Source organism: Paraburkholderia sabiae (assembly GCF_030412785.1).
Classification (GTDB): domain Bacteria; phylum Pseudomonadota; class Gammaproteobacteria; order Burkholderiales; family Burkholderiaceae; genus Paraburkholderia; species Paraburkholderia sabiae.
On the sequence record NZ_CP125295.1, the window covers coordinates 2,203,717 to 2,230,326 of the forward strand.

The 26,610-nt window shown below is 63.3% G+C and carries 23 protein-coding genes; 9 read left to right on the top strand and 14 right to left on the bottom strand.

All coding sequences use genetic code 11. The features are described from left to right. Positions 1 to 5: 5 nt before the first annotated feature. A complete protein-coding gene (locus QEN71_RS09890) occupies positions 6 to 1,154 on the bottom strand; it encodes an acyl-CoA dehydrogenase family protein (RefSeq protein ID WP_201649220.1) in 1,149 nt (382 codons plus the stop codon). A gap of 231 nt (positions 1,155 to 1,385) precedes the next feature. On the opposite strand from QEN71_RS09890, the gene QEN71_RS09895 reads away from it, so the two are divergent. Beyond that, the gene (locus QEN71_RS09895; RefSeq protein ID WP_201649219.1) at positions 1,386 to 2,969 is read left to right on the top strand and encodes an FAD-dependent oxidoreductase; all 1,584 of its coding nucleotides are present in this window, start codon (positions 1,386 to 1,388) and stop codon (positions 2,967 to 2,969) included. A 64-nt stretch (positions 2,970 to 3,033) separates the two neighbouring features. Here QEN71_RS09895 and QEN71_RS09900 read toward each other — a convergent pair whose 3' ends face one another. From QEN71_RS09900 to QEN71_RS09910, 3 genes are all read right to left on the bottom strand, one after another. Further along, on the bottom strand, positions 3,034 to 3,240 hold the full coding sequence (locus QEN71_RS09900; protein WP_201649218.1) for a hypothetical protein: 207 nt from the start codon (positions 3,238 to 3,240) through the stop codon (positions 3,034 to 3,036). Positions 3,241 to 3,276: 36 nt separating this feature from the next. Next, a complete protein-coding gene (locus QEN71_RS09905; protein ID WP_201649217.1) occupies positions 3,277 to 3,588 on the bottom strand; it encodes a hypothetical protein in 312 nt (103 codons plus the stop codon). A gap of 145 nt (positions 3,589 to 3,733) precedes the next feature. Continuing rightward, positions 3,734 to 3,880, bottom strand: coding sequence for a hypothetical protein (locus QEN71_RS09910; protein ID WP_201649216.1), 147 nt, complete (start codon positions 3,878 to 3,880; stop codon positions 3,734 to 3,736). Positions 3,881 to 4,082: 202 nt separating this feature from the next. Here QEN71_RS09910 and QEN71_RS09915 point away from each other — a divergent pair, with 202 nt between their 5' ends. The 3 genes from QEN71_RS09915 to QEN71_RS09925 all read left to right on the top strand — a co-directional run bounded on the left by QEN71_RS09915 (position 4,083) and on the right by QEN71_RS09925 (position 7,275). Further along, positions 4,083 to 6,290, top strand: a complete 2,208-nt coding sequence (locus QEN71_RS09915) for a VTT domain-containing protein (protein WP_201649215.1) — start codon at positions 4,083 to 4,085, stop codon at positions 6,288 to 6,290. Further along, the gene (locus QEN71_RS09920) at positions 6,287 to 7,039 is read left to right on the top strand and encodes an endonuclease/exonuclease/phosphatase family protein (protein WP_201649214.1); all 753 of its coding nucleotides are present in this window, start codon (positions 6,287 to 6,289) and stop codon (positions 7,037 to 7,039) included. The genes QEN71_RS09915 and QEN71_RS09920 overlap by 4 nt, the downstream gene beginning before the upstream one ends. Positions 7,040 to 7,113: 74 nt before the next feature. Further along, positions 7,114 to 7,275, top strand: coding sequence for a hypothetical protein (locus QEN71_RS09925; RefSeq protein ID WP_155995741.1), 162 nt, complete (start codon positions 7,114 to 7,116; stop codon positions 7,273 to 7,275). Positions 7,276 to 7,378: 103 nt separating this feature from the next. Here QEN71_RS09925 and QEN71_RS09930 read toward each other — a convergent pair whose 3' ends face one another. Both QEN71_RS09930 and QEN71_RS09935 read right to left on the bottom strand, forming a co-directional pair. Further along, positions 7,379 to 7,981, bottom strand: a complete 603-nt coding sequence (locus tag QEN71_RS09930) for a hypothetical protein (protein WP_201649213.1) — start codon at positions 7,979 to 7,981, stop codon at positions 7,379 to 7,381. A 129-nt stretch (positions 7,982 to 8,110) separates the two neighbouring features. After that, entirely contained in the window at positions 8,111 to 8,521 is a 411-nt protein-coding gene (locus QEN71_RS09935; protein ID WP_233471729.1) for a chemotaxis protein, read from the bottom strand. A gap of 156 nt (positions 8,522 to 8,677) precedes the next feature. On the opposite strand from QEN71_RS09935, the gene QEN71_RS09940 reads away from it, so the two are divergent. After that, positions 8,678 to 9,367 carry a UdgX family uracil-DNA binding protein gene (locus QEN71_RS09940; RefSeq protein ID WP_201649212.1) on the top strand — a complete coding sequence of 230 codons (690 nt, stop codon included), beginning with the start codon at positions 8,678 to 8,680 and terminating at the stop codon, positions 9,365 to 9,367. A gap of 18 nt (positions 9,368 to 9,385) precedes the next feature. Here the strand turns inward: QEN71_RS09940 and QEN71_RS09945 are convergent, their stop codons facing one another. Both QEN71_RS09945 and QEN71_RS09950 read right to left on the bottom strand, forming a co-directional pair. Beyond that, a complete protein-coding gene (locus QEN71_RS09945; protein ID WP_201649211.1) occupies positions 9,386 to 11,830 on the bottom strand; it encodes a hybrid sensor histidine kinase/response regulator in 2,445 nt (814 codons plus the stop codon). A gap of 95 nt (positions 11,831 to 11,925) precedes the next feature. Continuing rightward, the gene (locus QEN71_RS09950; protein ID WP_201649210.1) at positions 11,926 to 12,435 is read right to left on the bottom strand and encodes an Lrp/AsnC family transcriptional regulator; all 510 of its coding nucleotides are present in this window, start codon (positions 12,433 to 12,435) and stop codon (positions 11,926 to 11,928) included. Positions 12,436 to 12,629: 194 nt separating this feature from the next. Here QEN71_RS09950 and QEN71_RS09955 point away from each other — a divergent pair, with 194 nt between their 5' ends. Beyond that, a complete protein-coding gene (locus QEN71_RS09955) occupies positions 12,630 to 13,646 on the top strand; it encodes a 1-aminocyclopropane-1-carboxylate deaminase (protein ID WP_201649209.1) in 1,017 nt (338 codons plus the stop codon). Positions 13,647 to 13,755: 109 nt separating this feature from the next. Here the strand turns inward: QEN71_RS09955 and QEN71_RS09960 are convergent, their stop codons facing one another. Further along, complete coding sequence (locus QEN71_RS09960; protein WP_201649208.1) at positions 13,756 to 14,523, bottom strand: DUF4410 domain-containing protein; 768 nt, start codon at positions 14,521 to 14,523, stop codon at positions 13,756 to 13,758. Between the two features lie 140 nt (positions 14,524 to 14,663). Between QEN71_RS09960 and QEN71_RS09965 the strand changes: the two genes are divergently transcribed. Both QEN71_RS09965 and QEN71_RS09970 read left to right on the top strand, forming a co-directional pair. Then, the gene (locus QEN71_RS09965) at positions 14,664 to 14,993 is read left to right on the top strand and encodes a hypothetical protein (protein ID WP_201649207.1); all 330 of its coding nucleotides are present in this window, start codon (positions 14,664 to 14,666) and stop codon (positions 14,991 to 14,993) included. A gap of 142 nt (positions 14,994 to 15,135) precedes the next feature. Beyond that, the gene (locus QEN71_RS09970; RefSeq protein WP_201649206.1) at positions 15,136 to 16,284 is read left to right on the top strand and encodes a branched-chain amino acid ABC transporter substrate-binding protein; all 1,149 of its coding nucleotides are present in this window, start codon (positions 15,136 to 15,138) and stop codon (positions 16,282 to 16,284) included. Positions 16,285 to 16,306: 22 nt separating this feature from the next. Here the strand turns inward: QEN71_RS09970 and QEN71_RS09975 are convergent, their stop codons facing one another. Next, complete coding sequence (locus QEN71_RS09975) at positions 16,307 to 21,895, bottom strand: trifunctional serine/threonine-protein kinase/ATP-binding protein/sensor histidine kinase (RefSeq protein WP_233471728.1); 5,589 nt, start codon at positions 21,893 to 21,895, stop codon at positions 16,307 to 16,309. 394 nt (positions 21,896 to 22,289) lie between these two features. On the opposite strand from QEN71_RS09975, the gene QEN71_RS09980 reads away from it, so the two are divergent. After that, entirely contained in the window at positions 22,290 to 23,105 is an 816-nt protein-coding gene (locus QEN71_RS09980) for an NAD-dependent epimerase/dehydratase family protein (protein ID WP_201649204.1), read from the top strand. A gap of 69 nt (positions 23,106 to 23,174) precedes the next feature. Here the strand turns inward: QEN71_RS09980 and QEN71_RS09985 are convergent, their stop codons facing one another. The 4 genes from QEN71_RS09985 to QEN71_RS10000 all read right to left on the bottom strand — a co-directional run bounded on the left by QEN71_RS09985 (position 23,175) and on the right by QEN71_RS10000 (position 26,504). Continuing rightward, positions 23,175 to 23,681: a type II toxin-antitoxin system YhaV family toxin gene (locus tag QEN71_RS09985; RefSeq protein ID WP_201649203.1), complete on the bottom strand. Its 507-nt coding sequence runs from the start codon at positions 23,679 to 23,681 to the stop codon at positions 23,175 to 23,177. Beyond that, positions 23,678 to 24,046 (bottom strand): type II toxin-antitoxin system PrlF family antitoxin, encoded by a 369-nt coding sequence (locus QEN71_RS09990; RefSeq protein ID WP_233471727.1) that lies wholly within the window; start codon positions 24,044 to 24,046, stop codon positions 23,678 to 23,680. The genes QEN71_RS09985 and QEN71_RS09990 overlap by 4 nt, the downstream gene beginning before the upstream one ends. 153 nt (positions 24,047 to 24,199) lie before the next feature. Next, complete coding sequence (locus tag QEN71_RS09995; RefSeq protein ID WP_201649202.1) at positions 24,200 to 25,435, bottom strand: porin; 1,236 nt, start codon at positions 25,433 to 25,435, stop codon at positions 24,200 to 24,202. 133 nt (positions 25,436 to 25,568) lie between these two features. After that, a complete protein-coding gene (locus QEN71_RS10000) occupies positions 25,569 to 26,504 on the bottom strand; it encodes a dihydrodipicolinate synthase family protein (RefSeq protein ID WP_201649201.1) in 936 nt (311 codons plus the stop codon). Between the last annotated feature and the right edge of the window lie 106 nt (positions 26,505 to 26,610).

Sequence of the window (26,610 nt, forward strand, 5' to 3'; positions counted from 1 at the left end):
GAACCTCAAGGCTGGCCCAGATTCCAGGGGTGATCCGCGCCGTCGCTGTCTTCGAGCAAAGTCTGTCCGAGCGCACATTCGTCGCGTTCCGCATGGCTTTGACGCAGGAACACGGGTAGATCGGCGATCGCGTGAGCGAACCACGCATCGGTGCAGAACGGCACCGCGCCGAGCGCGCGCGACACATGCTCCATCACCTGCCCGGCCGCCTGTTCGACGGCGACGCGCACGCGCAGCGCGCATTGCTGCGCATCGTCGCGTGGATGCGCGTCGATCCATGCCGCCGATTCGCGCAGTAGCGCAGCGACAGCGGACAGTTCGGCATCGGCGGCACCGAGATGCGCGCACGCATGCGGGTTCGCGTGACGCTTCACGCTGTCGCGCAGAATCGACGCGAGTGCGGCGGCGCAGCCGTACCAGCACGCGGCGATACCCGCGCCGCCATGCCAGAAGCCCGGACGCGACAGATACGCGCCCACGTCGCCGATCTGCACGGCGCGCGCGCCGTCGAAGCGCACGCTGCTCGTGCCCGTCGCGCGCATGCCGACGGCCTGCCAGCCAGCGGAATCGATCGAGATGGAAGGCTGCGACAGTTCGACGGCAGCCAACACTGGCTCGTCGTCGCGCCACGCCGTCACCAACGCATGCGAGACGTGCGGCGCGCCCGAACACCACGGCTTCTCGCCTTCGAGCGTCAACGCGTCGCCACCTCCCGATGCGCGCGCGATCAGCTTCGCGTTCGGCGGCTCGGCAGCCCAGACGGCCCAGTTGCCGTCGTCGGCGAGTTCGGCGCGATCCAGTTCCGCGAGAATCGCGAGCGCATCGGTGTGCGCTTCGTAGAGCTTCACCAGCGACAGATCGCACGCCGCGACAGCCGCGAGGCCGCGCCACCGCGTCGCCGTTTCGCCGCGGCCCGGCAGCGGCAGCCAGTCCATGCCGCGCGCACGCAGCGCATCGAGCGTGGCCGCGCGGCTCGCCGACTGCTCGTCGCCATAACGCACGCTCGCCAGATATTGCTCGAGTGCCGGAACGAGCGCATAGCGTCGCGGCTCGATGTCGGCGTCCGGCTCCTCGTCGTTCAGACGCAGTCCGCTGTTGATGTACCACGCAGCGGGCGCGGCGCGCCGCAGGGGATCGTGGCCGATATCGTTCATGCGTTGCTCCTTGATGAAGGCCTGCGAAGGCATCGGATTCGTTGCTGCGCCGCCGACAGTGCGGTCGCTTCGCAGGCGCTTGCGAGCCACTATGCAAGCGACGTGCCCATGATCCGCCGCGTGTCTCGTAGACGGCATGGCGATTGCGGACCAGCAAAGACATGCGGCGAACGCGCCTCCCGCATACGGCGCACCACCTTCGCTGCGCTGCCGATTCCGACGAGGACAACGATGACCACCAACACGACAATGCAAAAAGCTGCCCGGCTCTCCGATCTCGCTGACAACGGCATGAAGCGCATCGAGGCGGACGGCACGCCGATCCTGCTGATCCGTCGCGGCCATACGGTGCATGCCTACAGCGCGGATTGTCCGCATGCGGGCGCGCCGCTCGAACAGGGCGCGCTCTGCGATGGGCGGCTGATCTGTCCGTGGCACAAGGGGACGTTCGACATCGCCACAGGCGCGCTCGTCGAGCCGCCCGCGCTGCTGCCGTTGACGCGTTATCCCGTGCGGATCGAACACGACGATGTGCTCGTCGGCAGCACGCCGGAGCCGTCGGAAACGAAACCGGCAACGGCTGCAGACCAGCGCACCTTCGCGATCGTCGGCGCAGGCGCGGCGGGTGCGGCCGCTTGCGCCGCGCTGCGCGAAGCGGGTTTCGCGGGCCGTATCGCGCTGATCGATCGCGAGCCGCGCACGCCGTACGACCGCACCGTGTTGAGTAAATTCGTGCCGTCCGGCGAGATGCCCGTCGACGACATTCCGCCCCTGCTGCCCGACGACTTTTTCGCGAAGCACGGCGTCGACCGGATCCAGGCCGAAGTCACGACGCTGGATGCGAAAGCGCGCCGCATCGATATCGGCAGCGCACCGTCGATCCGCTACGACGCCGCGCTGGTCGCGACGGGCGGCATTCCGAAGCGGCTAACGCTGCAAGGCAGCGAGGCGGACAGCGTCAAGCCGCGCATCCGTCTGCTGCGCAATCGTGACGACGCGCGCCGTCTCGTTGAAACCGCGCAGCAAGGCGAACACGCGCTCGTGCTCGGCGCGAGTTTCGTCGGACTGGAAGTGGCGTCGGCGCTGCGTGAGCGCAAGCTGCGTGTAACGGTCGTGTCGCCGGGCAATGTGCCGTTCGAAAAGCAGTTCGGTCCCGAACTCGGCAGACTGTTCATGCGGCTGCACGAGGCGCATGGCGTGAAGGTGCGTATGGGACGTCAAGCGCGTTCCGTCGAGCCTGGCGATGCCGATGGCGACGGCGCGCTGCGCGTGACACTCGACAACGGCGACACCGTGTCATGCGACTTCATCGTTGCGGGTATCGGCGTGACGCCTGCGACGGATTTTCTCGACGGCGTGACGCGCAACGAAGACAAGAGCCTCAACGTCGATTCGTCGATGCGCGTGAAGGATGGCCCGGATGGCCTCTACGCGGCGGGCGATATCGCGCGCTTCGAATTGCAGGCGCCCGTTAGCGAGCGCGTGCGGATCGAGCACTGGCGCGTCGCGCAGCAGCAAGCGCGCATCGCCGCGCACGCGATGCTCGGCATGCCGCCGAAGGAACCGCTGGTGCCGTTTTTCTGGACCTATCACTTCGGCAAGACGTTCGAATATCTCGGCCACGCGAAGCACTGGGACGAAACGCGCTTCACGGGCACGCCCGATACGTTCGAATTCATCGCGCTGCTGGGAGATAAAGGGAAGCTGGTCGCGGCTGTCGGATGCAATCGCGAGAAACAGACGGGGATGCTGGTGGAAGCGCTGCGCAAGCCGTTGACTCTCGACGACGCGACGAAGATCGCCGAGTCGGCTTAAAAGCATTGGGTTGAAGCGCACCGCGCATCGCACGATGTCGTGCGATGCGCGGTGTACTGATTCGCTATTCGCTGTTGTGCGACGGACTCCCGCCTGCACCCGGCGGCTCCGGCCGGTCGCCGCTGCCTAGCGGCACTTCGGCCGTTTGCTTCGGATGCGGATTCGAACGAGGCGGATTCGTCGCCTTCATCGTTTCCGTCGGCTCGCCAGGCTCAGTGGTCGTACCTGTTTTCTTTCGATCATCCTGCTTGTCGGGTTGTTTCTGTTCCATCTCGTTGCTCCCGTTCAGTGCTTCGTTCAGTGCTGTTCAGAACCGGTTGATCCTGAAGTCGCCAGCGAGCGCCGTGCCATGACGTCGCTGCATCAGCTTTTCGAACTCCACCGCGATGCGCGCCAGCGACCGGCGCTTCTGCACGATGTCCCATTGTGTATATGCATCGAGCGCTTCGTCGTCGAACGACACTGTCACCGACGCGCGTTGTCCTTCCGCATCGAAGCCGATATAGAGCATGCCGTTGCTCAGTTCCTCGATGCGAAACGGAACATGCCGCGCCTCGAAATAGCGGCCGAGCGTCTCGGCGATATCGCGCCGGTCGCCGGGCAGCACCGCGATCGTCATGGGCATTCCTGCTGGAAACATCGCTGAAAACATCCGTGCATTGCATGCGACACGCGCTGAAACATCTACATGTGGGCCTGGAAGGTTTGCAGGCTCGCATCGTGACGCTGTGCGCATCGGCATGCCGGTTTCGATCCGGATCGCGTCAAGGTTGGCGTTGTCCGCCCTGATGCGGCGGCGGCTTCTGGTTTTGCTGTTGCTGTCCGCCGTCGCGATTCGGTTGACGCGGGGTGGCGGGATGATTCGGTTGAGCCTTCGGTTGCGCCATTTGCGTGCTCATCGATTGCTTCATGATCAATGTCCTCTTTTGGGGTTGAACGCTTCAGGGTTGAACACGGGTTCGCGCGCCGCGCATTGCGCGACACGCCTGCACCGATGATTGCGGCAAGCGGTGTTCCTGTCGCGAGGAACATCGGCGAGGAACATCGTTTGCTGCCCGTTTCATCGTATGTTCGCGATGGCTTCTTTCTTGCATCCGCAACGAGAAGCACACCATGCCGATGACGCAAAACCTGACCCGCACAGCCACCGAAACCGCCACCGAGCCACCGACGATCGACACCCGCACAGCGAGCCGTCACACGAGCATCGCGCCGAGCCTGCTGCGCCCGCGTCACACCTGCGAGCGCAAGGAGCACGCGCATCATTTCCGCGTCCTGATCGACGCCGCTGAATACTTCGAGACGCTGCGCGCAGCGATGATCCGCGCGCGCCATAGCATCTACATCGTCGGCTGGGATATCGACAGCCGTCTGGAACTCGTGCCGGGCGGTGCGCCCGACGGCCTGCCCGCACCGCTTGCCGATTTTCTCTGCGCTCTGGCCGAAGCGAACCGACATCTGCGGATCTACGTGCTCGCGTGGGACTTCGCGATGCTGTACGCGTTCGAACGCGAATGGCTGCCCGTGTACAAGCTCGGCTGGCGCACGCATCGGCGCATCCGCTTCCGGCAGGACGGACGGCATCCCCTCGGCGCGTCGCATCATCAGAAGATCGTCGTGATCGACGACGGGCTCGCGTTCGTCGGCGGCATCGATCTGACACGTTCGCGCTGGGACACGCCCGAGCATCATCCGCACGCGCCGTTGCGACGCAATGGAGGCGCCACGCCCTATCAGCCGATGCACGACGTGCAGGCGATGTTCGACGGCCCCGCCGCGCATGCCGTGAGTCTGCTCGTGCGCGAACGATGGCTGCGCGCGACGACCAAGGCAATCGACGCCACGCCCGACTCCACTTCGCTCGCGTACGATGCCGCCAGCATCTGGCCGGCCGATATCGCCGCCGACATCGAAGAGGTCGAACTCGGCATTTCGCTGACGCAGCCGGCCTTCGAAGGACGGCCGCTCGTCGAGCAGATCCAGCAACTGTATGTCGACGCGATCGCCTCCGCGAAGCGCACGATCTACATCGAAAACCAGTACTTCACGGCAAGCCGTGTGGGTGCCGCGCTCGCCGCGCGTCTCGCCGATGCCGACAGTCCCGATATCGCCGTCGTCGGTCCCGAACGGACCAGCGGCTGGCTGCAGGAAGCGACGATGGGCGTGCTGCGCGCGCGGCTGCATGGCCTCCTGAAACAGGCAGACGAACGCGGACGTTACGCGATGTATGCGCCGACCACGGGCGGCCAGTTCATTAACGTGCACAGCAAACTGATGACCGTCGACGACGACGTGCTGATCGTCGGCAGCGCGAATCTCAACAATCGCTCGATGGTGCTCGACACCGAATGCAATATCACGCTCGAAGCGCGCGGCGATTCGCGCGTGCAGCGAGTGATCGCGTCGGTGCGCAACCGGCTGCTCGCCGAACATCTCGACGTCTCGCCCGCCGACGTGCAAAGCGCGCTCGGCACGCAGCGTCTGAACGCAGCGATCGCGCAACTGCGTCACGGCGAACGCACGCTGATGCCGCTCGATCCCGTCGTGTCCGGCGACCTCGAAGATCTGGCGTCGCGCATGTCGGTGCTCGATGCCGAAGCGCCCGTCGCGCCGCACGAACTCGTGCGCCACTTTCTGCCCGAAGAGCGCAGCCGCCCGCTGACGGGCAAGCTGCTCGCGCTCGGCACGCTCGCGCTGATCGTCGTCGCACTCGCCGTGCTGTGGCGCTTCACGCCGTTGCGCGACGCCGTCAGCTTTGCGACGCTCGTGCACGGCGCACAGCGCGTGCATGCATCGCCGCTCGGACCATTCGCGATCGTTGCGCTGTACGCGATTGCGGCGAGCGTGTCAGTGCCCGTCACGCTGCTGATCGCCGCGAGCGGTTTCGTGTTCGGCGCGTTGTGGGGCAGCGCGTATGCGTTTGCGGGCACGATGATCTCGGCGTGCATCACGTACTATGCGGGCGCCGCGCTCGGTCACGACGCCGTGCGCAAACTCGCGGGCAGCCGCATCAACCGGATCAGCGAAAAGCTCGGCAAAAAGGGCTTCGTGACGGTCGTTATCCTGCGCGTCGTGCCCGTAGCGCCGTTCACGATCATCAATCTCGCGGCGGGCGCGTCACATATCAGCCTGCGCGATTATCTGGCGGGCACCGTGCTCGGCATGACGCCCGGCATCGTGCTCGCGACGACGTTCGCGCATCAGCTCGTCGCCGCCGTGCGTCATCCGTCGATGACAGGGCTGGCGCTCGTCGCGCTGATCGGCGCCACGCTCGTCGGGCTGTCCGTCGCGTTGCAACGCTTCTTTGCGCGCCGCTCATGAACGAGACCGACTTCTCTACCTTGCAAGAGCAGACCGCGACCGTCGATGTCCGTGCATTGCGCATCGCGACATACAACATTCACGGCACGATCGGCACAGACGGGCGCGCGTCGCCCGAGCGGATCGCGCATGTGATCCGCGAACTCGACGCCGATATCGTTGCATTGCAGGAAGTGCCATTGGGCGGCAGTTTTGCGCCAGGCGCGCTGCCCGTCTTGCGCGAGATGACAGGCATGGATGCCGTCGCGGGACCGACGCTCGATACGCCCGAACGCCGCTATGGCAACGCGATCCTGAGCCGTCTGCCGATCTGCGCGACGCGCGCGCTCGATCTTTCGTTCGGCAAACGAGAAGCGCGCGGCGCGCTGGATGTCGACGTGGAAACGGATGGTCCGGGCACGGCACTGCGCGTGGTTGCGACGCACCTGGGACTGTCGGCGCGCGAGCGGCGCGCGCAGATCCGCGCACTGATTTCCGCTTTCGATACACCGCGCATGCCTGTTCTGCTGATGGGCGACATCAACGAATGGTTCGTGTGGGGTCACGCGCTGCGCATGCTCGTCACCCATTTTCGGGCGGCGCCGGCGCCGCGCACCTTTCCGTCGCGGCTGCCCGTCTTCGCGCTCGACCGCATCTGGATGCACCCCGCCGACCGCCTGCTCGACGTGCAGGTGCACCGCAGCATGGCCGCGCGTGTCGCATCGGATCATTTGCCACTGGTTGCGCGGATCGCACGAGAGCATTATTAGTAGTTCGCAGTGAAGTGCAGGTGCGACGCTTGCGCGCTCTGCGGGTTCGTTCAACTTTCTTCATGGAGCTGCCAATGGTTAGAAAGAATTACGCCCCGGACGAAAACGCCCCTCGCCAACCCTACGCGGACAAGGACGCGGGCGTCGGCATGGGCCGGATCACCCTCGACGACGATGACGATCTCGAGGACGACCTGGACGATGAAGAAGAGGACGATGCAGAAGGCGCCCGTTGATGGCTACGTTGATGGCTAGTGACTGAGACTAGCGAAAGCGTGATGAAAGAACGCAGCGCGCGGCACGATGCCGTGCGCTGCTTTTGTTTTACGTCGATGAAAATCAGGCGTGCCGTTCCGTGCGCCCTTCCATGCCGCGTTCGGCCTGCACCGGCTGCGGCGGCCGCAGCGGATCGAAGTCGGCCCAGCGACCCTGCTGCCAGCGCCCCGTCGCACGTTCGATCGACGCGCCGCCCGCCTCGCGCAGCACATGCGTGGCCGTATGCTGCGTTTCCGGCGTGACATGCACGGCGAGCAGCACGCCCGAGTCGCGCTCTTCATGATGATGCACGGCTTCGCGATGCGCGCCCTTACCGCCGCCGCGCGTGCGGTACATCGCGCCGATCAGTGAGCCAATGTATGCGCCGACCCCGGCGGCAATCGCCGACACCAGTACAGGTGCGGAGAACGCCGTAAAAATGCCGACGCCGATCACGGCGCCCGCGACGGCCCCGATCGTCACGCCCATGCCCGCGCCCTTCGGCGTATCGATGGCGGCGGCGTCCTTGTTTTCATCGCCGCCAATCGGAAATCGCGCATGCTGGCCGCGCGGATTGACGAAGAACAGCGATACATCTTCTTCGACGAATCCCGCGCTGAACAGACGTTCGGCGGCGGATTCGGCTGCGGGGAATGTGGTGAATCGTGCGGCAACGATGAGCGACATGATGCCTCCCTTGTTCCAGACTTCGTTCGATAAATGGGCGGCGGCGCGTCGCAAATCCTCGTTCGCGGACGCCGCCCGCCAATGTCATGACTTGAGCAAGGCATGCGCCCGCGCTGCGTTCGCGCACAACTATTTGCGGCGTTTCTGCCGCGCTTCGTCTTCCGCTGCGGCTGCGGCTTCGTCTTCCGCGCCTTCATCCGAGCCTTCGATCATCTCGCCCGCGATGCCTTCGGACGTTTCTTCGCCCGTCGCGCTGATCACCCGGTCGACGTCGATGTCCTCGTTCTGTTCGAGCGTCGAATCGCCATCGGCCGACGCGCGTTCGCCCGTGCCGGCGCGATCGCTGTCGCTGGCGAGTTCGGCTTCGCCCGTTTCGAGCGCGTGGTTGTCGAGTTCGTCGTCGACGTCGAACTCATGACGCTTCGCGCCCGCCATGTCGCTGCCGCTATCCGACGAATCGCTCGGACCCAGCGATGCGTTGTCGTGTCCCGTCTGCTTGACCACGGGGCGTTGTTCGTCGTCGGGATTGAGTGTGCTCATGCTGGCCTCCAGAGTGGTTGATTCGGAAACTGCCTTGCTACATGGGCGCAAAAAACATTCCGCTGCTCCACTCAATTCCGCTTCCGAATTCTTTCGTGCAACTGAAGGGAACGCGTATTGCTCACCTGCCCGCACATGCATGGCGATTCAGACATCATGAGCACCCGCAAACCCGCGCCCCCTTCGACGGATGAAACCGGCGAGACGAAGCAAGCCTCGCAGGCCGCGTCACCTGTCGAACCGGACCAGCAACCCAGACGACTCGAAGATTGCCGGCGCTGCGCGCTCTGGTCGCGCGCGACGCAGGCGGTAGGCGGTGTCGGGCCGAAACATGCGCCCATCATGATGGTCGGCGAGCAGCCGGGCGACAAGGAAGACCTGCAAGGCATGCCGTTCGTCGGGCCCGCGGGCCAGTTACTCGACGACGCGTTGAAGGACGCGGGCGTCGACCGTCGCGACGTGTACGTGACGAACGCCGTCAAGCATTTCAAGTGGGAACCGCGCGGCAAGCGGCGCATGCACAAGACGCCCGCACAGCGCGAGATCGATGCATGTCATTACTGGCTGGAACGCGAACTGGCTTCCGTGGGTCCGCGCGTGCTCGTCGCGCTCGGCGCGACTGCCCTCAAGGCGATACTCGAAGATCGCGACGCCCGGCTGCAGGCGGTCGTCGGCAAGGTGCTCGAACATGGCGGCCTGCATGTCGTGCCGACTTATCATCCGTCGTTCGCGCTGCGTGCGCCCGATGAAGCGACGCGCGATCGCGCGTATGCGGCGATCGTCGCGGCGCTGCGGGAAGCGGGCAAGCTCGCGCAGCGCGAAGCGGCACGCGAGACCAACAAGTGACGATGCGCGGTATGTAGCTCAGGCCTGTGCGTCGAGCGCAGCCTTCAGTTGATCGAGCGAATAGGGTTTGCGCAACGCGGTCCATTCGAACGGCAGCGTTGTGTCGGACGTCTGCGCATCCAGCCCCGATGAAAACACGACACGTTGCGCCGCGCGCAACGCGATTGCAGCACGCGCGAGATCGAAGCCGGACATGCCCGGCAACGTGAGATCGGTGAGCAGCACATCGAACGGATGCAGTTGCAGGCGCTGCAATGCTTCCTCTGCGTTACCCACGGCTTCGAACGTATGACCGAGCATCGCGAGCAGTTCGCACAGCGCGTCGCGCGCATCGCGATCGTCTTCCACAATGAGAATCTGCAGAACAGGCGACGCGCCGCGCAGCGCTTCGTTTTGCGTCGCGTGCCGCGTGCCGTCGAATACTTCGCGTATCTTGCGCGCGAGCTGCATGCGGCTATACGGCTTTTGCAGCAGATCGGCGCCGCGCCGCAACTGCGCGTCGAGACCCATCGTGTCGCGCGTATGACCCGACGTGAACAGCACTTTCAACGACGGCCGCATCAATAGCGCCTGGCGCGCCATTTCCGGGCTCAGCAACGGGCCCGGCATCACGACGTCGCTGAACAGCAGATCGACCTTCGCGCCGCTGCGCAGCACGGTCAGCGCTTCCGTCGCGTCGTTCGCGGTCAGCACGCCGTAGCCGAGCTGCGAGAGCAGATCGACTACCGTCAGCTGCACGCGCCGGTCGTCTTCGACGACGAGCACGGTTTCGTCGCCGCGCAGGTCGTCGCCGGTTTGCGGTTCCGCGGGACTGGCGGCTCGCGCGACGGGCGTATCTGTCGAGCGCGGCAGATAGATCGTCACCGTCGTGCCGACGCCCGGTGTGCTCGCCAGTTCGATATGGCCGCCGCTTTGCAGCACGAAGCCATACGCCATGCTCAGGCCGAGCCCCGTGCCCTGCCCCTCGGGCTTGGTCGTGAAGAACGGATCGAAGGCGCGCTCGGCGACATCGGCGCTCATGCCCGTGCCCGTGTCGGTGACCGTCATCTTCACGTATTCGCCAGGATCGATCTGCGCGGTCACGGCCGTCTGCGCATCGAGCACCGCATTCGACAGACCGAACGTCAGCATGCCGCCTTCCGGCATCGCGTCGCGCGAATTGATGGCGAGATTGAGCAGCACGTTTTCCAGCTGATGCGTATCGACCAGCACGTTCCACAGCTCGCCGCCGCGCGCCTCGTGGATGCGCACGCGCACACGCTCGCCGAGCGCGCGGCGCAACAGGTCTTCCATGTTGTGCAGCACGTCGCCGAGACTGCTCGGGACAGGTTGCAGCGCCTGACGGCGTCCGAACGCGAGCAGTTGCGACGCGAGCTTCGAGCCTCGCTCGACGGCCTCGATCGCGCGGCCGATACGCGAGCGGCTCCAGGCATCGTCGTGCCTCGCGCCCAGCAGTTCCAGATTGCCGCGCAGCACTTGCAGCACGTTGTTGAAGTCGTGTGCGACGCCGCCCGTCAGCTTGCCGAGCGCTTCCATTTTCTGGGATTGAAACAGCGCGTTGCGCGTCTGGTCGAGCAGTTCGGCGGCCTGACGGCGCTCGGTGATGTCGCGCGTGATCTTCGCGAAGCCGATCAGCGTGCCGCTTTCGTCGCGGATCGCATCGATCACGACGTGCGCCCAGAACCGGCTGCCGTCGCGCCGCACGCGCCAGCCTTCGGCTTCCCAGCGGCCTTCGCGCGCAGCCGTTTCGAGGCCGCGCTTCGGCACGCCCGCCGCCGCGTCTTCGGGCGTATAGAAGCACGAAAAATGCGAGCCGATGATCTGCTCGTCCGTATAGCCCTTGATGCGGCGGGCGCCCGGATTCCAGTTCGTCACGCAGCCTTCCGGCGACAGCATGAAGATCGCGTAATCGTTCACGCCCTGGACGAGCAAGCGGAAGCGCCGGTCGCTTTCGAGCGCGGCGTCCGTGGCGTTCTTCTTGTCGCTGATGTCACGCTCGACGCGCCCGTAGCCGAGCAGTTCCCCGCCCGGCGAATAGAGCGCCGTGACAATGACGTTGGCCCAGAAGAGCGTGCCGTCCTTGCGCACGCGCCAGCCTTCCGTTTCGTCGCGCCCGCTTTCGTGCGCGCGTTGCAGCGCTGCCTCGGGGTGACCCGAACGCTGGTCTTCGTCGGGATACGTCACGCGCACGTGCTGGCCGAGAATCTCGTCGGACGTATAGCCCTGGATGGTCTCGCCGCCGCGGTTCCAGCTGATGATCGTGCCGTCGGGCGCGAGTGCGTAGATTGAATAATCGGTGGTGGATTCGGCCCACAGGCGCAGCCATTCGCTGCTGAAGTCTCCGACGTGCGTGTCCATGCCGCTTGCAGCAGCATCCTGTTCCTTGCGCGGATGAGGCGGTTGCGTATCCTGTCCCGCTTCTCGCCTCACTACGCTGCCAATGTCTTTATCGTCGTCGCTCATTGCCCTGAATATGGCCTCTCTGCAAGGCTATTGTATAAGCATGAACGTGCCGCCGGAATGCCTATTTAACCCTGAGCAAACTGGTTGGCTGTGCTTCACAGCGGAAACTTCGTCGTCGAGAGGATTTCCTTTAGCACCATGAAGCTGCGGATCTGCCGCACGCCTGGCAGGTACAGCAATTGCTCCGCGTGCAGCCGGTTGAAGCTCTCGCTGTCGCGCGTGCGCACGAGCATGAAGTAATCGAATTCGCCCGTGACCACGTGACACTCCATGCAGCCCGAGACTTTTTGCGCGGCCTTTTCGAAGGCGGCGAAGGTGTCGGGTGTCGAGCGGTCGAGCACCACGCCGATCACCACCAGCATCCCCGCGCCGACCGCTTTCGGATCGAGCAGCGCAACCGTCGCGCGGATCATGCCCATTTCCTTGAGCCTTTCGACCCGCCGCAAGCAGGCGGGCGCGCTGAGCTTCACTTTGGCTGCAAGCGCAACGTTCGAGATCGACGCGTCCTGCTGAAGCTGCTTGAGGATCGCGCGATCGATGCGGTCGAGTTGCGCGAGCGGCGCGGCTTCCGTTGATGCCTGACGGCGTAATTTTGTTGCGCACATGGTCTATCCGAAGAAACGAAAGAAAGTCACGGATGAAAATTTCGCTTTCAAAGTAGCCGTAAGCCATTTATTTCGCAAGCTCATTTCGCCGGGACTTTTCTATCATGTTTCCCAGCGCGGCATCGTTCGCGCGGCGTCCGGCGCAAGTGGCCGACGCGCGATGCAAGCCCTTCCCAGACCAACGGACCTCGACCATGAACCTGCAACGCTTTCCCCGTTATCCCCTCACTTTCGGGCCGACGCCGATCCAGCCGCTCAAGCGCCTCTCCGATCACCTCGGCGGCAAGGTTCAGCTTTACGCGAAGCGCGAGGACTGCAACAGCGGTCTCGCGTTCGGCGGCAACAAGACGCGCAAGCTCGAGTACCTGATTCCCGAAGCGCTCGCGCAAGGCTGCGATACGCTCGTGTCGATCGGCGGCATCCAGTCGAACCAGACACGCCAGGTCGCGGCCGTCGCCGCGCATCTCGGCATGAAGTGCGTGCTCGTGCAGGAGAACTGGGTCAACTATCACGACGCCGTGTATGACCGCGTCGGCAATATCCAGATGTCGCGCATCATGGGGGCGGACGTGCGGCTCGTGGCCGACGGCTTCGATATCGGCATTCGCAAGAGCTGGGAAGACGCGATGGAAAGCGTGCGCGCGACGGGCGGCAAGCCGTTCCCGATTCCCGCCGGCTGTTCCGAGCACCCGCTCGGCGGGCTGGGCTTCGTCGGCTTCGCGGAAGAAGTGCGGCAGCAGGAAGCCGAACTCGGCTTCAAGTTCGACTACATCGTCGTGTGCTCGGTGACGGGCAGCACGCAGGCGGGCATGATCGTCGGCTTCGCGGCGGACGGACGCGCGGATCGCGTGATCGGCATCGACGCTTCGGCGAAACCGGAGCAGACGCGCGAGCAGATTACGCGCATCGCGAAACACACGGCGGAACTGGTCGATCTGGGTCGCGACATCACCGCGCAGGACGTCGTGCTCGATACGCGTTACGGCGGGCCCGAATACGGCCTGCCGAACGAAGGCACGCTCGAAGCGATCCGCCTGTGCGCGCGCTTCGAAGGCGTGTTGACCGATCCCGTCTACGAAGGCAAGTCGATGCACGGCATGATCGACAAGGTGCGGCTCGGCGAATTTCCGGAGGGATCGAAAGTGCTGTATGCGCACCTGGGCGGCGTGCCTGCGCTGAACGCCTACAGTTTCCTGTTCCGCGAAGGCTAAACACTACCGGCGCCACAAAGACAAATGGCGATGCCCTTCGGCATCGCCATTCGCCTCCCCGCCACACGGCCGTCGATCTGCGGCCTCGCCTTCCCCCGTTTTTTCTAAGTTACTTCACCAGGTCGCCCGACACCCATCCTTGCGCGACACCGATCTGCGCAACCTGTTTCGCCACTGAGTCCGCCAGTTTCTTCGAGTCGCTCGTCACGGTGTCGTTCTTGTGCTCCGAGCCGACATGCAGCGCGCCGCCGACAGCCGCCGATGTCGCGACATGTCCGACCGCCGCGCCGACGCCCGCCGTTTCCGCGACGCCTGGCATATGACCACTGTTCGCATCGGCGTCGAACGTCTGCACCAGTTGCGGCATGCCGCCCGCCGGCTTGTACAGCACCTGCACGTGCGCCGTCACTTCGCTCTTGCCTGCGCCGAGGCCGATCAGCGTGCGGCGGCGATGGTTGCCCGCGTCGATCGAAGCCACTGCGCCTTCGACGATCAGCACGTTCTTATCGGCAGGCGGCGGCGCATCGGTGCGGATCGCGTGCATGCCCATCGACTGCAGTTTCGCCACCACCTCGTCCGTCAGCTCGTTGCTCGCTTCGGCGGCTTCCTGCGTCTGTTGCGTGGCCTGCGACGAACCCGAGAAGCTCGCGCTCAGCTTGTGAACGATGCCGCTGTTGTCGAGCTTCACCGACTCCGGGTTGCTCGCGAACGTGTACACGTAGACGTTTTGCGGATTGGCCTGCGTGAGCGTCGAGTATTGGGCCGTGTTCGTGACGCTGGCTGCGGCGCAACCGCTGAGCAGCATCGCGCTGAATGCGAGAGCGGCGGAAGCGCTGCGGATGGTCTTGCCACGAACGGAGTTGAGAGCTGCAAACATGATGTGAAGTCCTGTCATCGATCAGTTGATTTGAGCGGATCGTCCGATGATTTGCTTCACTTGAGGCGGCATCGGCGATGTCACGGTTGCGTGAATCGCCGGTTCGTTTTGTTGTTAAAGCTCAGCACGCGGAACGCAGTATGGCCGCGCGTCCTGACGATGGCTATCGACGAATTATGTCGACTCATGTCACAGCCCGTAGCGCCTTGTCCGGCGCGGCTTTCCGGGCGATTCAAGCAAGCCGGCCGGTCGCCCTCGACACGGTGAAAAACCACGCCGTCGGGCGGTTACCGCACGTTCGTGCGCGCGTAGTTTCCCTGATTGCCCGGAACCGCCGTGTTGTGCCGAAATGCGCATTGGAATCGTCGCGAAAGATCAAGACCGGGCGATATTGGCTTTCTATAGTCCTTTCCAGCGATCGCCCCGAAGCATCGGATTCGCAGCGGTTTGCCGACGTCAATGCCTATTGAGGAGGTATTCACACGCAGTCGATACGGACAAGAGCCGTGCACCGGCCGCCCGCTCCACCACGCGACGCGCGGGAAGCAGGCGAAGCAAAGCCGGCCTATACGCCATAACAACGATTTCATGCTTGCCGACAAAGGAAACAACATGCGTTTTGCAAAGACTCTCACCCCGGTCGCGGTTGCAGTTGGAGCACTCCTCGCTGTTGCACCGTTCGCCTCTCGCGCGGATACGGTCGTAAAAATCGGTTTTGCCGCGCCGCTCACGGGCCCTAACGCCAACTACGGCAAAGACCTCCAGAACGGCGTCAAGCTGGCGCTCGAAGACGCGAAGGCGCAAGGCGTCAAGATCAACGGCCAGCCCGTCTCGTTCGAACTTCTTTCGCAGGACGATCAGGCCGACCCGCGCGTCGGCGTGCAGGTCGCGCAGAAGCTCATCGACCAGGGCGTGTCGGTCGTCGTCGGCCACTTCAACTCGGGCACGACGATCCCCGCTTCCGATCTCTACGAAAAGGCAGGCCTGCCCGACATCGATCCCGCCGCAACGAACCCGATCATCAGCAGTCGCGGCTTCAAGAACATGTTCATGGTGATCTCGTCCGACGCGCAAAACGCGGGCACGGCAGGCGCCTACGCGGTCACGACGACGAAGGCCAAGCGCATCGCCGTCATCGACGACCGGACGGCCTTCGGCCAGGGCGAAGCCGACGAGTTCGTGAAGGCCGTCAAGGCGCACGGCGGCGACATCATCGACCGTGAATACACGACCAACCAGGCGTCGGACTTCAAGACGCAGCTGACCAATCTCAAGGCCAAGAACCCCGATCTGATTTTCGTGGGCGCGCTCAATCCGCAGGCGGCCGGCATCATGAAGCAGATGAACCAGCTCGGCATCAAGGCGCAGTACGTGGGCGGCGGCGGCGTGAAGGACATCGACTTCATCAAGCTCGCAGGCGACGTGTCCGAAGGCGCGATGGCCTGGGAATATGGCCGCCCGCTCGACAGCACGCCCGTCGGCGCGAAATTCGCAGAACGCTTCAAGCAGAAGTTCGGCGAGGACGTGCTGTCATACGCGCCGTTCGGCTATGACGCGGCATGGACGGCCATCAAGGCGATGCAGGCGGCCAACTCGACCAAACCCGACGACTACCGCGCGAAGCTGCAAAGCATCAGCTTCGACGGCATCACGGGCCATATCGAGTTCAACGCGAACGGCTCGCTGAAGAACGGCTCGTCGACGGTCTATCAGGTGAAGAACGGCCAGTGGGTGACCGTCAAGACGGTGAGCGGACTCTAAGCGGGTGACGCAGGCCAGCGGATCATCGGATACCGCTGGCCATCGGCAGCGTGAGGCCGAACCTTGCGCCGCCATGCACTGACCGGTTATCCGCCGAGATGCGCCCGCCGTGCGCCTCGATGATCGAACGGCAGATCGGCAAACCCATGCCCATGCCGTTTTCCTTGGTCGTGAAGAAGCTTTCGAACAGGCTGTCGAGATGTTCGGGCGCGATACCCGGACCACTATCCTCGACCGCGCAGCACAACGTGCCCGCGTCCTGCATGTCGACGCGTATCGTGATCTCGCGCCGCTCGCAGCGCGCTTGCGTCATCGCCTGCATCGCATTGACGGTGAGATTGACGATCACCTGCTGCAACTGGACGCGGTCGGCGAACACGTGCTGCGCACCTGCCGCGTAATCTCGCGTCACCGCAATGCTCTGCGACTGAAGTTCGTGACCGAGGAAGCCGAGCGCCTCATCGATCAACTCTGCCAGCGACACCAGCGTGTGTTCCGGCGCGTCGCGAACCGCCATCCCCCGAATACGCTGAATGATGTTGACCGCGCGCTGCGCGTCGATCATGATCCGCTCGCTCGTCGCGCGCGCTTCGTCGAGATTGGGCACCGGCCGGTTGAGCCAGCGCAGCACCGCCTGGCCGCTCATATTGATCGCGGCAAGCGGCTGCTTCAGTTCGTGCGCGATCGACGCGGCCAGTTCGCCGAGCATCGAGATACGCGCTGCATGCGCAAAGTCCGCCTGCACCCGCTGAAGCATTTCCTGCGCGCGAACACGCTCGGTCAGATCGACAAGACTGATGACGGCAATGCCCTGGTCGTCGTTCTTGCGAGGACGCGCCACCGTGAACAGCACGTCGATGATGCGGCCGTCGAGCGTCGGCAGCTTCGTCGTTTCCTGGAACAGTTCTTCGCCGTTGTACCGGCTCGTCACTGCGCGCCGGAACGTGCCGGGGTTCGCTCGCCACACCCACGACAACGGGCCGAGCAGATCGCGCCGATCGCGCGCGCCGAACATCTGCATCGCGTGATTGTTGACGTCTTCCAGCACGAGACCATCGTACGCGTCGGAGAGCCAGTCGGGATGGGCGTCGATGTATTGCGAGAGATCCTGCACGCCCTGTTGACGCAAATCCGCGAGCATCGCGACCAGTACCTGCGCTTCCGTTTGCCACAGGCCCACGGGCGTTTCGCTGAAGAGTTGCCGGTAGCGATGTTCGCTGCGTTGAAGATCGGTATAGAGCGCGGCGTTATCGAGTGAAATGGCGGCTTGCGAAGCCAGCAGTTGCAGCAACGAGACGCGGTCCGAGGTGAACACGCACGGCGCGAGATTGTTCTCCAGATAGAGTGCGCCGACCAGTTCCGCCTGCCTGACGATGGGCAGACACAACACGGACCGCGACCGTTTGCGCTGCACGTATTCGTCGGCGGCGTAGACGTCGTCGGCGCGTGCGTCGTCGAGAAGCACGAGCTTGCGCGTTCGCATCACATAGTGCAGTGCCGACAGCGGAAGATCGGAAGGCGTGACGGCCGCTTGCCACACCGCGACGTCGATCCTGCCCGCGCCGCTCGTCGCCTCGGCTTCGATGCGCGGTTCGCCGCCGCGCGCGCCGCCTCGAAGAAGAATCAGCAGCCCACGTTCGGCGCCGGCGTTCTCCACTGCGATCCGTATCAGCGTTTCGATCAGTCTGGGAAGCACGATCTCGCTCGACAGCACCTGCGAAATCTTGATGACGGTGGCCAGATCCAGCAACTCGTTCGGCGCGACAAATGTGCTCGTGGAACCCGGATCCGGCTGTTCGTCCTTGATATGCGGATACAGCTGGTCAAGCTGCCTGACCTTTCCGTCCGCGCCCCAACTGAGGTAGCCGTATCTGGCATCGCGCAGATAGGTACGGGCAATCTTGTCGAAGCCTCGCGCCGCATAGAAGCGCGCTGCGACTTCGTTCGCGACCGCTTCATTGTGGACGAAGCCATTCGCGTGCGCCGAGCGGATCGCCTTTTCGTATAACTGCTCGGCGTCCAGAATGCGCCCTTCGATTCGCGCGATCTCCGCGCCGACGAGCGCCGCACGGTTTTCGAAGTTATCGGCGCAACTTTCCGCCCATATCGCGAGCTGCCGTTCATGACGGGCCAGCGCTTCGACGTGTTCCTGTCGCTCGTCTTCTTTCGCGGAATCGTAGGCCGCAGCGCGGGCGAGCGCGCAATAGAAGTGATACTCCGCCACTTCGAAGAACGAATGCGAGGTCCATAGCAGCCGCGCTGCATGCCGCGATGCGTCGATTGCGCAAGCGTAATCGCCCGCGAAATAGCGCGCCTGCAACTTGCGGGTCCAGTACCAGCACTCCGGCAACGCCAGAATAGGATCGCGTGACAACTGCTCTTCGAACTGCGGTTCGTCGATGAACCCGTCATTGAGCGAACCGAATGTCGTCGTGAGGCCGCGCAGTGTGCGGACCAGCGCGAGTTGCGTCGCGATCAGATCGATGACACGGCCGAAGCGCGCTTTCTCCGCGAACTCGAGGCCGATCTCGGCGCCGCGCTGCACGTCGGCCAACGGGTCGCCCGTGGCAAGACGATTCGTGTACAGGTGATGACAGCTGTACGCAGCGAACGTGAGATCGCCGATATCGTTGGCGGCATCGAAAGCGCGCTGCACGAGTTCGCGCCCTGTCCTGACGTGCCGCCGCCATGGCGTGATGCAGTTGCCGAAACGCAAATAGACGCGCGCCTGATAGCGATGCAGGCCGTGCTTTTCGACCAGGTCGTAGCCCAGTTTGCCAAGCTGAAACCCCGCCTCGTAGTTGCCGAAATGCGGCCCCGCAAGCATGCCCAGCGACACGTAGGCGAAGCACGATGCATCGCTATTGCCATGCGCAAGGCTGATGCTGACCATCCGGCACAGCACGAGGGCAAGCAGGTTTTCGTCGGTGATCATCGCGGAGATCACCGCCTCGGTGAACACGTCGAGAACATCGAGCACATCGGGATCGGCGATCAACGGCAGGTCGACGAGTTGCGCGATCGTCCGGCCTTGCATCAACGACCAGATGCGCTCGTATTCACGCGAGACGTCCGCATCGGTGGGACGCGGCGACCAGGCTTCGCCATGCCCTCGCCGGTATTCGATGAACACGTCCACGCCGCGGTCGCTGCGGCCCAGAAGGTTGTAGAGCATCAGACGCAAACAGGTGACGAGCGCGATATCGTGGGCGCTCGTCGCGCGTTCGGCCAGCATCGACAGCCGGCTTTCGGCGGCGGCTGTGTCGGCCGTCAGCATCTCGCATGCGGCCTGCAGATGCTCGATCGCGAAGATCAGATCGCAGCGGCGAGTCCACGTCTCGTCCGTCAGCAATTCGCGGCCGGCATGCAGGTACTTGAGCGCCGATGCGTAGGCCGTCGAAGCCTTCGCGCGTCGACCCGCGATCAGATTCAGTCCGGCAACCCGCTCGCGTTCTTCGACCGACGCGATCAGATGCGCGCCGCGATTGAGCTGATTGACGATCTCGAAGATTCCTTCATCGAGCTTGTCGCCGGCGGTATTCGCCGCCATCAACATGCCGATCCGCAGATGCGTTTGCGCCCGCAATTCACGAGGAATCAGCGAGTACGCGGCTTCCTGTACACGGTCGTGGAGGAAGCTGTACGCATCGTCGGACCGGTACACGAGACCGCTTCGGACCGCTTCCCAAAGCTGTCCATGCATCGCGTCGGCCGATTCCTGATAGACCATGCGCAGCATCGCGAAGTCAGCGCTATTACCGAGGCATGCAAGCTGTTGCAGCGCGTTCTGCGTATCGACGGGAAGGCGATGCAGCTTGCCGACCATCAGATCGACGACGTTGTCGGTATAGCGCCTTGCGTGGATGCGATTGAGATCCCACGACCATTGCCCTTTGCCGTAGTCGAAGGCGAGCAAGGACTCTTCTGCCAGCCCGGAAAAAAACTGGATCGCGAAGAATGGATTGCCCGCCGTTTTTTCCGCGATCAGTTCCGCCAACGGTTCGGCGCGTGCCCGCTCGCAGAGCAGCGAATCTTCGATCAATTCTTCGAGATCGTGACGGGTCAGCGGCGCCAGCACGATGTCGTGCACGGCCGCACCGCTCTCGCGAATCGCTTCGAGCTTGCGCGTCAGCGGATGGGTGGGCACCACTTCGTTGTCGCGATAGGCGCCGATCAGCAGCAGATGATTCACATCCGGATGCGTGAGCAGATCTGCCATCAGATCCAGCGTGGCTGCATCGAGCCACTGCAGGTCGTCGAGGAACAGCGCAAGCGGATGCTCCCGCGTGAACACGCCGATGAACCGGCGAAACACCAGTTGAAAGCGGCTTTGCGCATCCTGTTGCGGAAGCTCGGGAACGGGCGGCTGTTCTCCGATGATGAGCTTCAACTCAGGGACGAGATCGATCATCAGCTGACCGTTCGGACCCAGCGCCTCATGAATCGCGTCGCGCCAGCGGGCCAGCTCTGCTTCATCCTTCGCGAGGATGGGACGAATGAGACTCTGGAACGCTTGCGCCAGCGTCGCATAGGGAATGTCGCGCTTGTACTGGTCGAACTTGCCCGACGCGAAAAAACCGCGCGGCGGCACGAGCGGCTTGTGCAGCTCGTAGACCAGCGACGACTTGCCGACTCCCGAGTAACCCGAAACCAGCACGAGTTCGGGCCTGCCTCCGTGCATGACGCGATCGAACGACGCCAGCAAGGTATCGATTTCGACTGCGCGTCCGTACAGCTTTTCGGGAATCAGCAGCCGGTCCGGCCTGTCGTGCTCGCCGAGCGGGAACGAATCGATGCGTCCATGCTGTTCCCATTCGCGCTGACATCGCTGAAGATCGCGCTCCAGACCCACTGCCGTCTGATAGCGCTCTTCCGCTGTCTTCGCGAGCAGCTTCATGATGATCGACGCGACGGGAGCGGGAAGCTCCGGCGTGCGTTCGCGCGGCGACGCCGGCTGTCGTGCGATCTGGCAGTGCACCCATTCCATCGGATCGGAAGCGGCGAACGGCAGTTCGCCCGTCGACATTTCGTACAGCGTGACACCGAGCGAATAGAGATCGCTGCGAGAATCGAGCGAACGGTTCATGCGCCCCGTCTGTTCGGGCGCCATGTAAGGCAGCGATCCCGCGATGAACTCGGGCGCCTCGGGCGACTGACGCTCGCGCGGCAGCCGCGACGCAATACCGAAGCCGGTGAGCCACGCGTGACCGTCGTCGTCGACGAGTGCATTGGCAGGCTTCACGTCCTTATGGATGAGCCCTTTCTGATGTGCGTAACAGAGCGCCGACGTGAGGCCGATGGCGATTCGCAGAAAGCGCGGCAGATTGAGCGGCTGCCCCTTGTGCCGTTTGATGACCTGGTCGAGAGGTTCGCCGCCAGGATCCCTGAGAATCAGCAGCACCCTTGCCTGCTGACGCACGAGAGCGAGCGGCTGGGCGGCCCACGCCGGATCGAGTTCGTCCGCCAGCGAGCACTCGTGTTCGAGCCGTCTGAGGCTCTGAGGAGACAGTTGTTCGGCAGCGACCGACAGCGCCAGAATCGGCAACTGGCTGACGGGATCGATGCCGCGATAGAGCATGCAGTCCGCTCCCTCGCGAAGCGGCTCCAACATGTACTCGGAATTCTCCGTCATTGAGAAGACCCGTGTTGTCAGGAAGAAAAGCCGCGGCTCTCCCACGAAGAGAAAGGGGCTCCTGAAAATAGCGCGATCACGAAAAGCTGTTATCGGTTGTCAAACGTTCTTAAGTTTCTCATACAGATGTGAGACACCGCTGGGCAGGGCACGCGTTGTAAAACAACTTGTTATCGGTCGAGCGGGAATCGCCTGGCTTTGTGCGTCTCGAACGGGGCGACCCGCCCGCAGACATTGAGATTACAAGCGGCGTCGCGTTGTCGATGAAACCAGGGATCGCCCCAGGACGTCAGGCTATTTGCTTGACAAGTTCAGCACCCGCCGCGACGATGTCTCACCTGGACACTGGCGTCGATCAGACAAGGTTTTGACCATGACAAAAAAGATAGCGTTGAGTGGTGCGGGCGGTCAGCTTGGCCGCTTCCTGCGTGCCGCGTTGAACGGGCGCGGCGTGAATTTGCGTTCCGCGGCGGGCTCCCGCGCGCTGGAACCGATGTTCGATGGCGAAGACGTCATGCACGGCGACCTGCGCGATCCCGCCGTGGTCGATCGGCTGATGCAAGGCGTCGACGTGCTGATCCATATGGCAGGGACGAGCGTCGAACGGCCGCTGCCCGAAATCATCGAGAACAATCTGCGCGGTCTTGTCGAGGTATATGAAGGCGCGCGGCGGCATAGCGTGCGCCGCATTATCTTCGCGAGTTCGAATCACGCGATCGGCATGTATCCCGTCGAAGACAAGCTCACGCTCGATTGCGCGTTCCGGCCCGATGGTTTCTACGGTCTCAGCAAGGCGTGGGGCGAGTCTCTGGCCCACATGTACTGGGACAAGCATGGCATCGAGAGCGTGTGCATCCGCATCGGAAGCTGCATCGAAAAGCCGACCGAGTTCCGCCATCTGAGCACGTGGCTCGGTCACGACGACTTCCTGCATCTGATCGACCGCTGCATCAATGTACCCGACCTGGGCTTTCAGGCGGTCTGGGGCGTGTCGAACAACACGCGCAGCTACTGGGACAATTCCGCGGCGGCGCCGCTCGGTTATCAGCCGAAGCAGAATTCGGAAGACTATGCCGACGAAATCCTGAAGCAAACCAATCCGCTCGATCCTGTCGCGCAGCGGTTTCAGGGCGGCGGGTTCGTGACGATCGATTACACGCCGCCTGAGAAGCGGAACGGGCGGAGTTGAGGGGAGCGCCGTCGGGCGCAGACCGCTAAGGTGACTGGTTAGCGGCGGCGCGTGTTGGCGGCCTTTTGGCTAGTTGCCGGTGGCTTTGTGCACGCTGAGCAAAACCTCATGAGCGTCGGACGACGAAGCCTCGGCAAGTAGCGTATTCCAGTCATCCGGCGGCCGTCCCTTGTTCAGCATCCGGGCAAAAACCTTGTAGGCATCCGTCGTACAGCCATAGGCGCGTCGCGTCGTTTCGTCATTGACCCACGCAAGGATGATGATTCGGGACGCTTTGTGATATCGGAAGAACAACCGGTATTGCTGAAAAAACTTCGCGCGAAACCAGTGCTTGCGGTCATCGCCCAACGTCTCGCCTTGCCTGTACTCCTCTTTCTCAGGATTGTCGGGAATGACCTCCCACGCAAGCTTTGCAATCGCAGCAAGCCGTTTTGCGTCGTTCTTTTTGTGGAAGTCGTTTGGAAGCTTCCTTCGCAATGCTTCGACCTGCTTGACGAGTGACTCGAACTGATCAAGAAAACACGGGTGGGCGTAAATCGTCCACCCGTTTACTTTCAACACATCCCTGATGGTCATTCGTCATCCGGAGAAAGTTCTGCATCGAGATCGATCTCGACATCTTTGGTCAGCGACTGCACGCGCTGCAAGAAATCGGGTGAGAACGAGCGGATGTCCCGCGGATGCTGTTCGATATCGCGAGCGAGGAAGTCCAAAAACGGGCCGAATGCCGGATCCTCTTCGCTATCGGGCACCGCGCGCTCCATGACCACTTCGCCCGTCGACTTGACCTTGTAGTGGATCCTGTCGCGCTTGGTCAGCTTGAGCGCACGGCGAACCGTTTCAGGCACCGTCGTTTGATACCGATCCGTCAGCGACGACTCGGCTTCAATGACGAACTCATCCTCGGCTGCAAACAGAGAGTAAGACATCGCGGACTCCATTCCGGTAGACTACGGCGGATATGGTAATGCACTCGCATTGTAATGTCAATGCAAACGCATTGCCTGACGGCGCTTGGAACGGCCGAGCCGCTTACAAAAAAAAGCGCCGCAATCGCGGCGCTTTTTTCTTGCTTCCGAACCATCAAACCCGCATCAGAAGCGGTGAATAATGCCCGCACCGACGCCGACCATGCTGCGCGACGAAGAAGGCGTCGAGTTGAAGCCATCGCCGATCGTAGCCGTTGCGTTGATGATGTGCGTGCCGCCGCCCGTCGCATTCGGCGCCAGCGTCTGGCCATTCGCGCGCTGGTACGCCTGCAGCGCGTAAATGCCAGTGCGCTTCGACAGCGAGTAGTACTCGGACAGGTTGACCTGCGAGTACGACGCGCTGCTCGAGATGCCGTTGGCCTTCGTCGCGCGCGTGTACGCGTAGCCCGTCGCGAAGTCCCAGGCCGCCGTCGGCTTCCAGTGCAGCACGATGCCGCCCGAGTTCCAGATCGACAGATCGCGGAAGCCCGAACCGATGCCCGCAATGTACTGCACGTTCGAGTACGTCGCCGTGATGTCGAACTGGCTGTTGAACGTGTAGCCCGCGCCCACCGCGAAACGCTGCTGCGAACGTGCCGACTGGTAGCCGTTGGTCACAGCCGAAATACCTGCCTGCGAGCCGTTGTTCGACGTGGCCGTGTCGGTGCCGAAGGTGCCGCCGTTGACGTTCGAGTTGTTGATCTTCGAGAAGCCGACCGCGATGCCGATCGGGCCCTGCGCGTATTGCACAGCCGTGCTCCACGTCGAACCCTGGTACGCGCTGCCCGGCACGCCCGCGAACGAATACGAGCCGCTGAACTTGAAGCCGTAGAGTTTCGGCGACATGTACAGCAGCGTGTTGTTCGCGCGATAAATCGTATCGAGACCGTCGACGTCACCCGCGTGCGCGCCGTAGAAACCCGTGAGCCATGTCGTCGGGCTGTACGGCGACAGCAGCTGGTAGTACGACGCATACTGGCGGCCGGCCGTCAGCGAGCCGTACGCATCGTTCGTCACGCCGACGAACGCCTGGCGGCTGAACATCAGGTTGGTCGTCGACATCGCGCCGTTGTTCGCGCTGAAGCCTTCTTCCAGCGTGAAGATCGCCTTGGTGCCGCCACCGAGGTCTTCCGCGCCCTTCAGGCCGAAGCGGCTGCCCGCCCATACGCCCGTGACCATCTTGACTGCCGAGTGGCCGTTCGCGGTCGAACCGAGCGTCGTCGAACTCGACTGATAACCGATACCGTTATCGACGATGCCGTACAGCGTCACGCTGTTCTGTGCGAAGGCGGGCGCTGCCGTAGCCAGCGACGCGCCGATCACCAGTGCCGCCTTGGCCCCTGAAAATTGCTTCTTCTCCATCCGTATCCCCTCCTCGGGCTTGGTATTGATGTTGTTGCCTTGTGTCGTCGTGCTGCGTCGTCATGAATCGCGCAGCGCGAGAGTTCTTGTTGCTCTGCTTTATTCTTCGAATTCAGTGGCTTTCCAGCTCGATTTAATCCGCACCCGCCGCGTATTTGCGTTCGAACGCCAGCAGATCGCCCACCGCCTGCGCGACGGCGGCATGATGTTCGGCGGGCGTCGCGCTCAGCAGCGGCAGTATCGAGCCCATATCGGCGATACCCGACAACGTGACGGCGTCGTGCAGCACGCGGATCAGCGAGATGTCGTCGCGCAGTGTTTCGAGCGGCATGAAGGCGTCGTAGAGGCGCTGCGCTTCCGCGTCGCGCCCTTCCTTCGCGGCCGCGAGCAGACCCATCACGGCATGCGACGCGATGCAGCCGCTGCCTGTCGTCCACGCCGCGAGGCCGAAGTCGCGCACGTGCGTGAGCGCCGGACGCTCGCCCATGCCGGAAATCACGCGCGATGGATTCACGCTTTCGAGCAGACGCCGCAGATAAGGATCGTGAGCCGGGTTCGGACGGACGATCGCATACTTGACCGCGATCAACGTGCCGCTATCGACGAGACGCGCGAGCGTGTCGACATCGACGTAGTCTTCGCTTTTGATGTACAGCGTGAGCGGGATGCCTGCCGTATCGACGACGCGCTTGAGCCCCGCCTCGACGCCCGCCGGTGTCGTGAAGCCGGACAGGGGCAACACCATCGCGGTGCGGTACGAGGTCTGCGAGAGGATGCGCGCCTGGTCGAGCATCTTGCCGAAGTCCGGACCGATGGCCGGGATCACGCGCGTCGCGGGCGCCGTGTTGTCGGCCAGCATGTCGAGCAGTTCGCGGTATTCGCTGGCGGCCACGTGATAGAAATTCGCATTGCCGCCGTACAGCAGCGTCCGCACCCCACCCGCCTCGATATGCCGGATCAGCGCCGCATTGGCGTCGATGTCGACCGACAGATCGGCGCGACGCGCGAGCGGCGGAACTGCCATCACGGTAGACGCGAACTCGCGCTCATCGATCTGGGACTCGTTCATAAGGTCTCGTGGTTCGATTGGGTAGCGGACGAGCCAGAAAGTAGCATCGGCGTTGCAATGTTGTCAAACAACCAGTGGACGACTAGGTGTTTTCCATGTAATCGTT